Source organism: Amycolatopsis sp. NPDC003861, from assembly GCF_053605405.1.
In genome coordinates, this window is record NZ_JBSGJD010000118.1 from 1 (window position 1) to 11,865 (window position 11,865).

General features: G+C 69.2%; 8 protein-coding genes. 3 read left to right on the forward strand and 5 right to left on the reverse strand.

What is annotated here, in order from left to right; translation table 11 throughout:
- Positions 1 to 342 precede the first annotated feature (342 nt).
- The 3 genes from ACWEVN_RS26690 (at position 343) to mobF (ending at position 7,382) form a co-directional block, all read left to right on the forward strand.
- Positions 343 to 1,545, forward strand: coding sequence for a hypothetical protein (locus ACWEVN_RS26690; RefSeq protein WP_452053111.1), 1,203 nt, complete (start codon positions 343 to 345; stop codon positions 1,543 to 1,545).
- Between the two features lie 65 nt (positions 1,546 to 1,610).
- Positions 1,611 to 1,907 (forward strand): hypothetical protein, encoded by a 297-nt coding sequence (locus ACWEVN_RS26695; RefSeq protein WP_452053112.1) that lies wholly within the window; start codon positions 1,611 to 1,613, stop codon positions 1,905 to 1,907.
- Positions 1,908 to 2,270: 363 nt separating this feature from the next.
- Positions 2,271 to 7,382, forward strand: coding sequence for a MobF family relaxase (gene mobF / locus ACWEVN_RS26700; protein ID WP_452053131.1), 5,112 nt, complete (start codon positions 2,271 to 2,273; stop codon positions 7,380 to 7,382).
- A 120-nt stretch (positions 7,383 to 7,502) separates the two neighbouring features.
- Here mobF and ACWEVN_RS26705 read toward each other — a convergent pair whose 3' ends face one another.
- From ACWEVN_RS26705 to ACWEVN_RS26725, 5 genes are all read right to left on the reverse strand, one after another.
- Positions 7,503 to 7,937 carry a histone-like nucleoid-structuring protein Lsr2 gene (locus ACWEVN_RS26705; protein WP_452053113.1) on the reverse strand — a complete coding sequence of 145 codons (435 nt, stop codon included), beginning with the start codon at positions 7,935 to 7,937 and terminating at the stop codon, positions 7,503 to 7,505.
- A 76-nt stretch (positions 7,938 to 8,013) separates the two neighbouring features.
- Complete coding sequence (locus ACWEVN_RS26710) at positions 8,014 to 8,787, reverse strand: deazapurine DNA modification protein DpdA family protein (RefSeq protein ID WP_452053114.1); 774 nt, start codon at positions 8,785 to 8,787, stop codon at positions 8,014 to 8,016.
- Entirely contained in the window at positions 8,784 to 9,260 is a 477-nt protein-coding gene (locus tag ACWEVN_RS26715) for a VUT family protein (protein ID WP_452053115.1), read from the reverse strand. Before ACWEVN_RS26715 ends, ACWEVN_RS26710 begins: the two co-directional genes overlap by 4 nt.
- 62 nt (positions 9,261 to 9,322) lie before the next feature.
- Positions 9,323 to 9,997, reverse strand: coding sequence for a hypothetical protein (locus ACWEVN_RS26720; RefSeq protein ID WP_452053116.1), 675 nt, complete (start codon positions 9,995 to 9,997; stop codon positions 9,323 to 9,325).
- Entirely contained in the window at positions 9,994 to 11,850 is a 1,857-nt protein-coding gene (locus tag ACWEVN_RS26725) for a type IV secretory system conjugative DNA transfer family protein (RefSeq protein ID WP_452053117.1), read from the reverse strand. The genes ACWEVN_RS26720 and ACWEVN_RS26725 overlap by 4 nt, the downstream gene beginning before the upstream one ends.
- Between the last annotated feature and the right edge of the window lie 15 nt (positions 11,851 to 11,865).

The following is an 11,865-nucleotide window of genomic DNA, read 5'->3' on the forward strand; positions in this document are numbered from 1 at the left end:
GGGGCCCCTACTCCCTAGGCCAGGCGTTAAGGGCAGGCCGAGGGCCTGCCCTGGTTGCTTCGGGGCCACCCACCACCCACTCAGCGCACGACGACTCTTACCGCACCGACCAGCAGCCACGCAGACGCAGCTAGCACGACACAGGAACGGCAAGCACGCACCTCGGAAGCAAATCAGTCTCGGCGAATTCATCCGACGCCAGAATCAGCTTAAATACGTGGCCAGAAACGTCATTTCAAGTGGAACAGACCGCAACAACCGAGTAATATAGAAATCGCAAGGTGATCGGGACCGCAAACCCGAAAGCCGTCACAAATCCCAAACTCGAAGGTTGGATACATCATGGTTTCGACCATTCACCCCAAGCACCGCCAGAGCATCGAACGCGCGGTACGCGCCTTGCAGGCGCAGCCGCCGCGCATCCGGCCCGCGCTGCAGGAACTCAAGCGGGTGTTCTCCCACAGCGGCGCGAACCCGCCCGCGATCCTCACCGCATGCGCCACGCTGCTCAACACCGACGCCGCTCTCACGGGTGACGTTCTCGCCGCCGTGCGCAACGTCCACGCCGAGTGGGACAGCTACGGCAACGCCGAGCGCGAGCTGTTCAACGAGTGTGTCTGGTCCAGCGAGACCCGTCGGGCCGTCGCCGTGACCGAGGTGAACGACGTGACGGTGATGCTGCGTGAGACCCCGCCGCGCATCGCCGACGCACTCAACGGGCTCCGCTGGCTCAACGCCCAGACCCAGTACGCGCACAAGGCCGAGTTCACCGTGTGCGGGACGCTGCTGAAGAACCCCAGCGCCGACCACCCCGCCATTGTCGAGGCCATCCAGACCGCCTACGCCCTGTGGCCCAGCCTCGCCGATGACATGCGCACGCTGGTGATGGCGTGCGTGTACGCGAGCAAGGCCCGCGCCGCCCACGCCCGCGCGCGCACCGCCGCCCGGCAGCAGGCCACCGAAGCCGCCTCCGGCGACATCCACCGGTGCGGCAACTGCGATGGCAACCTCGCCGGACTCCCCGAAATGCGCTACTGCTCCAGCACGTGCGCCACAGACGCCGAGAGCGCCGAGCGCCCGACCAACGGCGAGCACACCACTACCGTGCCCGCCCACCGGATCGCCGCCCGGCACGAACCGATCGAGCAGCGCGCCGCGCGCCGCTACGTCGACAGCGCTACCGACCCTGACTATGACGAGCAGTGGCGCGAGGTGGAGCAGGCGATCCCGTCCGCCGGTCTGGTCCGCAAGAACGAAAGCGGTGTCGACGCCTACGAGGCCGAGCGGCAGCGGCACGGCGACCGTGACGACACCGCCGACGTCCTCAGCGAGCAGACCGGCCAGCCGATGACCGACGACGACTATGACCGGCTCGCGCTGCTCCCGGTCGCGCCCGGCGGGTTGTGCGCGGCGTGCAACCTCGAACGCACCCCCAGCGAGCAGCGCACCCCGAGCACCGACGACCGGTGCGAAATCTGCCGGGAACTGAACACGCCGCCGCTGGTCACGTTCGCGCCGTCGCGCGAACTCGCCGCCGCCGCCTGACCACCCGCCGCGCGGGGGCACCCGAACCGGGTGCCCCCGCCCCGCCCGAACCAGGAGCCGCCACCGTGCGCACCTTTGACGCTCTTCTCGCCGACATCGACCGCGAGATCGCCGCCGACACCATCCCGACCGACGCGCCCGCGCCGGTCGCCGCGTACCTCCGGGCACTACTCGACCGCCACGCCCAATGGGCCACCAGCCAAGACGGCACCGTCACCGAGGTCATTCCCGCCGACGCGATCCGACGCGAGCTGTCCCGCCTCACCATCGCCACCCAGCCCACAACCGGGCGCGAGGAACGCAACGGCCGTGCCTGCCACATCGGATGCAGGCACATCGATTGCGACGACCGCCTGTTCTAGCCCCACGCGAACGCAAAGCGGCCCGCCGATCTCCGGATCGGCGGCCGCTTTGCTGTGTCGGCACAGCCCCGGGACCGCCCCGGCGCCGGCAGACGGCGCCAGGGGCGCCTTAGTGCAGGCGCCGGCGCTCGACCGCAGTTTCGGTCAACCACCACCACGCCCCACCAACACCACCCCACCTACCGCACCCCGCCCACCACCACACCCAGCCCCACACCACCCCGCCACCCACTCACCCGGCCGACCACACCACCGCTACCACCTCACCCATCCCACCCCCTACCCCGCACACAGCACGTCTTGCAGACTTTCTGAAACCAGGTGGGCGCCTTCGCCTTTTCGGCGTAGTCTGGTGTGGACATGATGGGCTTGCGGAAGCTGAGCCCTGGTGGTCATGAGTACCTCACGAACACGGTGGCATGCGCCGATCGCAGCCGTGAGCTCGCACCCGGCGAGCTGTTAAGTGACTACTACCTCTCCCGTGGTTACCCGGCAGGCCAATGGTTCGGCGCCGGAGCAGAGCACTTAGGACTCTCCGGCGCAGTCACCCCTGCCCAGATGAACGCCCTCTTCGGAGAAGGCCGGCACCCCCACGCCGACGCCATCGAAGCCGACATGATCGCTGACGGCGCGACCGCCGCCGAAGCCCTGAAGGCCACGAGGCTCGGCCGGCGGTTCCCGCAGTACTCCGCGCTTGATCACCTGCGCTCCCAAGTATCACAGGCGTATAAGGACTACAACCGTCTGCACGGGCGTCCGATCGGCGCGCCGATCTCGGCGGCCACACGCGCGGAACTGCGGCGCGGCGTGCAGCTGCAGGCTTACCACAAAGCTCATACGAGCAGCGGTCCTGTCAGTGACAAAGAGCTGAGTAAGTGGCTGGCGGAACAGAAACGCAACCTCAAGTCGGCGGTATCGGGGTTCGAGATGGTGTTCGCGCCGGACAAGTCGGTCTCCATCGCGTGGGCGATGGCATCGCCGGCAGGGCGGAAACGCATCGTCGACATGACGCGCCAGGCCGCCACCGACACCGTGTCGTATGTGGAGCGCAACGTCGCATACACCCGTCGCGGGAACATGGGTGAGGCCCAGGTCGACGTCAACGGAATCACCGCCGCGTTGTTCGAGCACTGGGATTCCCGCGCGTCGGATCCGCACCTGCACTTCCACGTCCTGGTCTCGTCGAAGGTTCAGCGCAGTGACGACGGCGAGTGGACCGCGCTCGACGGCCGCACCATCCTGGCCGCGACGGTGACAGCGTCGGAGTACTTCGACAACCGGCTGCGCGACCTGTTCCGTGCACAAGGCGCCTCCTGGGTGCAGCGCGGCGCTGAGGGCGTGGACATGAAGCGTCCGGTGTGGCAGCTCGAAGGTGTCCCGCTGGAGCTGGTGAAGCTGTTCTCCCAGCGGCATCGCCAATTCGAGGCAGCTCGAGCGAAACGCATCGTCGAATTCCGCGCCAAGTACGGGAAGGAGCCGACGCCGAAGGATATCTTCGCCATCGACCGTGCGGCCCAGTACGACAACCGCCCCGGCAAGCAACCTCCCAAGACGTTGCCGGAACATCTCGAGTCGTGGCGCGAGCACGCGCTGCCCCTCGTACCCGCCAAGGTCCTGGACACCCTCGCCCACCGCGTATTCCTCAGCGGACGCACGGAACCGGACGCATTCGACATCGCCAAACTCGCTCAAGTTACACGGGAGGTGGTGTCGGACAACTACAGCCACTTCTCGTGGTGGCACCTCGCCGCCGAAGCCCACCGCCAGACCGCGCACCTGACGGTGCCGGTCGACAAGCGCGAAAAGCTCGTCGACGACGTCGTCGATACCATCCTGGCCCAGCCCGACACCCTCGCCCTCGTCGGCCCGACCGCGGTCAACGAACCCGCTACGCTACGCCGCCGGGACGGGGAGTCGGTGTTCGTGGAGCACCGCTCCACCCGCTACACCACCACCGCGACCCTCGCCGCTGAAGGCGATCTGGTCGCCTGGGCGCGCCGCGGCGGCGGGCACCGCCTGCGCGTCGACACCGTCGAGAAGGCCCTTGCCGGTCAGGGGTTGAACGCCGGGCAGGTGGAGATGGTGCGCCAGTTCGCCCGGTCCGGGCGGCGGCTGCAGCTCGCCTTGGCCCCAGCCGGGGCCGGGAAGACCTCGGCGATGAAGGTCCTGGCGACCGCGTGGCGGCGCACCGGCCACCGCGTCTACGCCTTCGGCCCCTCAGCGCGTGCGGCCCAGGAGCTCGGCGCGTCGATCGGGGCGAAGCCGCACACGCTGCATCAGCTGACCACCGCGCTGCGGTGCGGGTTCGCCCATCGCGCGTTCCCGATGGAGGCCGGGGACCTGGTGATCGTCGATGAAGCGGCGATGGCCGGCACCCACACCCTGCACAAGGTCGTCAAATACGCGCTCAACAACGGCGCCGACGTGCGGCTGATCGGCGACGACGCGCAGCTGGCCGCCGTCGAAGCCGGTGGCGCGATCCGGCTCATCGCCCACGACGTCGGCGCGGTCCGGTTCACCGAAATCGTGCGGTTCCGCGGCGACGACCGCGAAGACCAAGCGGCGGCGTCGTTACAAATCCGCGCCTGGAACCCTAAGGGACTCGAGTACTACTTCGACCGCCAGCGGGTCTCCGACGGGTCGCTGGAGACGATGCGTGACGCGGCGCGCTCGCGGTGGCAGGCCGACCTTGACGCCGGCGTGCAGTCGCTGTTGATCGTGCCGACCAACGAGGACACCGTCGCGCTGAACATCGACGCCCGCGAACGGCGCCTCAACCAGGGGTTGGTCGACCGCGGCCAAAAGGTGGATCTGCACGACGCCACCACCGCCAGTGTCGGGGACTGGGTCGTCACCCGGCACAATCAGCGGCTGCTGTCGGTGTTCGGCGGGAGAGATTTCGTCAAGAACGGCGACGTCTGGACCGTCACCGACGTGCACGCCAGCGGCAAGATCACCGTGCAACACCGGGTGCACAAGGCCGCGATCACGTTGCCGGCCGGGTACGTCCAGGCCCACGTCGAGCTCGCCTACGCCGCCACCGTCAACCGCGTGCAGGGCATGACCAGCACCGGCAACGCCCACCTGCTGGTGCCGCCGACGATGACCCGCGAGCAGTTCTACCCCGGCATCACCCGCGCCATGCTCGGCAACTTCCTCTATGTCGTCACCCACCACCACGTCATCGATCAGCATCGCGAAACCCCCGAACCGGTGTCGGCGTGGTCGGTGATGACGGGGGTGCTGAACCACTCGGGTGCGGAAGTGTCGGCGACCGAGACGCTGCGGGAGGCTCAGGACGCGGCGGTGTCGATGGGCACGCTGGTGCTGCGCTACAACTACACCGCCACCTACCGCGACGAGGACCGCTACCGCGCCATCCTCGCCCGCCATGCCCCGTCCACGCTGGACCTGGACAGCGAGCCGGCACTCATCCAGACGCTGCGCAACGCCCACGACCTCGGCTGGGAACCCGACCCCCTCGTCGCCGCCGTCATGCGCTGGAGCCAGTCCCTGAACGAGGCCGACAACCCCGGCGCGGCCCTGCAAGCCCGGATCACCACCCACCTCGGTCGGCGTCGGCCACCCTCTGCCACAGGCCCGCCCCAGCCGGCCGATGTCACCCGCTGGCGCGGCATCGTCGACGCGATCGCCCCGCACGCCGCTGTCGAAGACCCCGAGTGGGAGAAGATCTGGGTCCGCGCGGCCGGCGCGCTGGCGCTCGGGTTCGACGTCGACGCCGCGCTGACCGTCGTCGCCCATCAGCTCGCCGCCCGTCCAGCGGTGCCGGATCCCATGCCGGATGACCGCTACGCCGACGCCGCGCTCGCCGCCGAGCTGGAGCGCCGACGTGACCGCGGTGAGGCCCACGTGCGCGCTGTTCCGTGGCTGGCCCGCCCTGACTTCGCCCACGTGCGTCACCATCCTGGGCATGCCCAGTACCTGCACGAGATGAACCTCGCGATCGCCGACCGCGTCGAGCACCTGCGCGCAGCGGTGATTCGCGAGCAGCCGGAGTGGGTGTCGGGGCTTGGGCCGCGGCCGGACAATCCGATCGCGGCCGAGGAGTGGGATGACCTGGTCGGTCTGGTCGCTGCGTACCGCGAGACGTTCCGCATCGACGGTGAGGCGCCGCTGGGCGACAAGCCTGACAGCCGCGGGGCGCGGGCACACGCTTGGCGCACCCTCACCGAGCGCTGGGAGTCCTTCGGCCAGGAGCGCGAGCCAGCCTCAGCCGCACCCGCGCAGCCTCGCCCTGCGGCTCGACGGACCGAGTGGGACGAGGTGTTCGCCGATTTCGATCACGTCGAGGAACGTGTCGTCCTCGAGCCCCTGAACGTGCTCATTCGCCGCTACGAGCTGCTGGCCCGCGACGGTGACGAGGACCGCTACCTCGATGTGCTGGCCCGCTACGTCCCCGACGCGGTCAACGCCGGTGCCGAACCGGCCGCGCTGGCGGCGCTGGCTCGCGCGCAGGACCGCGGGTGGCAGGCCGAACGCATCGTCCGCGACCTGGTCGACGATCGCGGGTTCAGCTGGGCCGAGGACCCGGCGGCAGTCCTCGCCAAGCGGGTCAACGACCACGTCCGGACCTACGATGCGCCAGCCCGGATCGCCCCCGCCACCGACGAGCAGATCGCCCGCTGGCAGCAGATCGTCGCCGCGCACCTGCCCGGCGCCGCAATCAGCGAGGAAAAATGGGGCATCGTGTGGCGCCACGCCGCCGGCGGCGCCGCCCGCGGACTCGACTCCGACACCGCGCTCACCGACGCCGCCCGCCAGGTCGCCGCGACATCAACCGGCGCCGAACACGCAGATCCCCGCAAGACCGGCGTAGCGCTGGTCAGCGCGCTCGTGCGCCAGCACGACGCCGGCGCCGGGCACCACTCTGCCCTGCCGTGGCAGGCGCAGCCCGATCTCGCGCGCGCGCCTGACCATCGCGGTTCCCTGGAGCGGCTGGCAACCATGAACGCGGAGATCACCGCGCGAACCGACCAGCTGCGAGACACCGCTATGCGGGAGCAACCGCCGTGGCTTGCACGCTTCGGGGTCCGCCCCGACGACGTCGCGCTCGCGCGACAATGGGACCAGGTCGTCGGGCTCGCTGCGGCGTACCGTGAAACCTACGGCATCACGACCACCGGTGCCGCCTCCCCGATCGGCAACCAACCGCCCGGCAACGACCTTCGCGCCGACGCCTGGCGGGACATCACCCGGCAATGGAGGCACCTGATGACCACACCTGACCGCGAAGACGCCGCATCGGATGTCATGCTGACCCGCGAGTCACTGCGCGACGCCGCCGACGAGTACGCCGCACGGTTCTTCGCCGGCCTCGCCGCCGAAAAGGCACAGGAAGAAGAAGCAGAGGCGGACGCCGCCGCAGCCGCGCGGCGCACCGAACTGGAAGAAGAACTCGTCGACGGCCACGAGGCCGGCTACGGCGAAAGCTTTCACCGCGGACTCACCTACTGAACGGAGGCAAACGACGTCCGGCGAAGGCGGCCTGGAACGGTGCGTGGCCGCCTTCGCCGGACGTCGTTGCCTTGCTTTCTTGCCCAGGCGCGCCTTGTCAGCGTCGTCACCTGGCCGTCATTACTTCTTCGTGGCCGCGACCTTCTTGCGCGGCGCTCGCTTGCGCGCAGCAGGGGCGGGTTCGTCGAGGACGATGGGCTGGCCGTCGTTCGCCTCGAACGCCTCGATGATCTCGCTGGAGAGGCGGCCGCGTTCGGACACGGTGTAGCCGTTGTTGTTGGCCCACTCCCGGATCTGGCGTGACCGTTCGCGGTCCGCGGCCGCGGTGCCGGGCTTCTTCGCCTGAGCCGACTCACCTGCCGCCAACCGCACCTTCCTGCCACCGACCCGGCGTCCCGCGGCGACGTAGCGTGCGAGTTCATCGCGTAGCGCGGCAGCATTGTCGTCGGACAGGTCGATCTCGTAGCTCACCCCGTCCAGGCTGAACGGGACCGTCTGGTTGGCCACGCCACCGTCGATGTCGTCGACCATCTCCACGAGAACTTTCTGCGCCATAACGGCAAAACCTCCAGTGACTCCGGCGGCCAATGAGATGTGCCGGACGGTGTCACTATAACTCACCACCGTCGGGCTACGCCGCGGTTGTCATATCGTTTCCGGATGTTCCGATGGCCTGGAGGATCTTCTGTCGCCAGCGGAGGGCGAACTTCACGCAGTTGTTGCATCGACGGTGGCCGCGGCATTGCGGTAGCGGCAGCTCCCACCGTGCGGCGAAGGACCAGGCGAGCGAGTCGCTACTGGCGATGTTGTCGGCGTACCGGGCAAGACCCAAGGTCTTCGCTCCGAAGGCGTGCAATCGATAGCCTCGCTGGGCGAGCGAACGCACGATACCCTCGACTTCTGCGGTGTGCTGGCGCCGGCAAATACTCCCGACTCCCACCAGGGGAACCGCGGCGAGGTCGATACCGCGTTGCTCGTAGCGGTCGGCGCAGCGGTGATAGTCCTCGATGGACTGACCTTGCAGGACCGGGATGAACGGCAGTTCCGCGTCGAGGGATCGCAGCTGCAGGTAGTTGCTGATCGTCAGTTCCTGGTGCTGTGCGACATCGAGTCCTGTGCGCGCGAGGATCGCGTCTTCGCACATGTGGTCCTGTGGGGCGGCCCAGAGCAGGCGACCGATTTCGTCGCGGTAGCGGCGAATCCGGGCCGCGTACTCACGCGGGCTGGGACCGCATGCCCACGTTCCGCACCGGGAAAGCTGGCTGAAACCGCCGGAGTCGCACGCCCAGTCGCACGAGGCGACCGGCAAAGTTTTGTATCGGCGCAGCGTGCGGTCGGACACGAACAACGGCACATCGAGCAGCCCCAGCCAGTACGGCCGATGCGTCCCGAGCAGAAACCTCATGGCCGGCGACAGACAAGAGCGGTCACGATTGTTCCGGCGACGACGCCGTACGTCTTGCCCAGCAGGTGACCTGGTGTCAGCGCGAGGGAAGCGAACGCGATCGCCGGGAACAGCAGCGAGTCGACGGCGACACCCACGATCCCGCTGCAGAGCACCGCAACGACAACACCCCGCCGCCGGACGATGGCGGAGTACACGGCCGCGTCGAGCACTTCACTGACCGCGAAGGACACCGCCGACGCCGTCGCGACGGCCGGTCCGGCAACCACATAGGACAGCGCCGTGCCAACAGCGACAGCCACTAAAGAGATCCGCAGCCCGGCGAGGCGTTGCACCCAATCCCGGACCACGAGCACCGGACCCGCCGCATACACCGCGGCCGCAGCGTGCAAGCCGAACCCGACGCCGACGACGCCGACGTGCTCGGCCAGCCAGTTCGCGCCGACGACGCACCCGACATACAGCGCGATCACCGATACACGCACGAACCGGGTACCGGTTTCGCGCCTGCGCGTCCGGCGACGCGAGGAGGTAATCATGGCCGACTGGGCGTGATTAGCCGGTCGTCGCTGTCGGTCTCTGCCGCTGCCTGTTCTTGCCGTTGGCGGTGTTCCAGGGTGAAGCGGTCGGGGCGAGCCGGTGCGCCGGCGGTCTTGTGGCCGTCGGATCGGCAGCGTTGATGAACCCACTCGGTGGCCATCCGCTCGGCGAAGCCGGGCCGCCAATGGTCGTGCCAGTACTGCGCGTCACGGGCAGTGGCTGTCTTGCCCAGGTGGGCTTCGCGCCAGGTGTAGGTGAGGGTGGCAATCTCGGCGACCAGTCCGGGATGCTCCAGCCAGCAGTCGGGAATGGCGACCGCGCGAGTCCCGGGATTGCTGACGTAGGTCTCGTTGTAGTACTGCACGAAGTGCGCGATTGTGAACAGCGGTGTTTCCCCGCGGTGCTGCTTGTCTTCGGCCGCGTGCGGCGGCAGGAACGTCAGCCACCGCGCCAGCCGTGGATCGCTCTCCGGCTCCTCGATCAGCTCCGCGAGCTTCGTCGACATCTGCTCGATCTGCCGGCCCAGGACCTCGGCCACGGTTTCCAGTCCGGCGACCACCTCGTTGAGCTCGTCCAGCGACCGCGGCTCGAGTTCCTCCTGACCGTCCGTTCGCCGCTCGTCGTCGCCGTCGGCGTCTTCCGGACGTGCGGCGATGTCGTCATCGTTCATCGCAGATCACCTCCACCGGGCAGCAGCAGCGGATAGCCGTCGAGGGTGATCGCGGCCCGCCCGGAACGGATCGCGGCGACGTCGGCCTGCAGCTGGGGCCAGTCCGGGCGTTGTTCGACGTCGACGGTGCGGCCGAGGATCGGGCGCAGGTTGCCGTGCAGGATCAGCACCCGGCCGCGGTCGAGGGTGCGGATGTCGCCGGCGCGCAGCGTCGGGACGGTTTCCTCGCCGCTGGCGCCGCGACCGACGCTGAACAGTCCGTCGCTGTGGTGCTGATGAGTGCGGCGGCGGTGCTGCCCGGACAGCGTGGACAGCCACTCCAGCGTCTTGTCGTCTTTCAGCCCCGGGAACGCGGTCAGGGTGAGGGTGTTGTCGATCAGCTGCAGCCGGCCGGGTTCGCCGTAGAGCTCGTCCAGCTGGGAGCGGGATTGCGCGGACCAGTGGATCAGCACGCCGCGGCCGGCGGAGTCGGCGATGATCGCCGGCAGCCGCGGCACCGGCGTCCCGGCGAACAGCTCGTCCAGGATCGCGGTGGTTGGTGGCTCCAGCCGGCGGCGTTCGTGGCGCAGTGCGGTGTCCTGGGCGGTGGTGAGGATCTGCTCGACCAGCGCGGTCAGCACTGGCCGGGCCTGCGGGGCTTGGTGTTCCCCGGCGATGATGAACAGGCTGCCGCGGCGGCGCAGGAACTCGTCGATGTCCAGTTCCTCGGCCGGGCTCGGGGTAGCGAAGTGGCGGATGGCCGGGTTCATGAACGGCTCGATCGCGCGGCGGACTGACATCCAGACTGCGTCGGAGGTCTCGGCGACCATCCCGATCTCCGACTCCAGGTTCTGCGCCAGCTGCGGATACTGCTGCTCCAGCAGCTCGACGGGTTCCCGGTCGGCGGGTTTGGCGATCGACCACCGCACCAGGTGATCGACGGTGCGGTGGTGGGTGGCGGCGGCGAGCAGGTAGGCCTGCATGACGATCGTGGCCCGGCCGCGGAACACCGCGTCGTTGCCGCCGACGTTCTCCAGCCCGAGCGAGGACGCTTCGATCAGCGTTTCCGCCCGCCGTAGCGCGACCGCGGGGTCGGCGCAGCCGGTGACCGGGGACCAGCGGGCGTGGGCCGGCCAGGACAGGGTGCCGGTGGCGTCGATCACCAGCACCGGCCCAGCGCTGGGGCGGCGGGTGCGGGCCAGCAGGCACCACTCGGCGAGGTCGTTCTTCGTCGTCGACGCCACCAGGGCACCCGGGGCGGCGAGGGCCTTGTGCACCAGGTCGGTGCGGCTCTTGCCCGAGCGGGTCGGGGCGATCGTCCCGGTCGGGGTCTCCAGCGAGGTGACCAGCTGCTGACGGCGGGGCCCTTGGTGCAGCGGGACCGCGATCTGCTCGAGGGGCGCGGCGCGGCGTTGCTCGGCGGTGAGGTCACCGCGGGTCCACGTCGCGGTCTTGCGTGCGGCGTCGATCGACAGGGTCTTGGCCATCTCGCGGCGGGTGGCGTGGCCTGAATCGGTCGGCGCGACGCGTCGCCAGACCGTGATCGCGGCGCCCACAGTGAGCCCGGCGGTGAGCATGGTGATGGTGGTGAACCAGACGTAGAACGCCAGCTGGTGATCGCTGACCGCGCCTGACCACGGGACCGGCAAACGCGGCCCAGGGTCAGCGGCGTGGAAGACGACCGTGAGGGCGAAGCCCGCCCATGCGGTGATCGGGGGCCACGTCCAGGTGCCGGAGAAGAATCCGGTCACCAGAACGGCCGTGGTGACGACCGTCGCGCCGAGCGCGCATAGGATCGCCAGGGCGGCGACCGCGAGGCCCATCAGGGCGACGTCGCGGTCCAGGTTGAGTGTGTCGGTGCGTGTGCGCGGCATCGGCCGCTCCTCCCG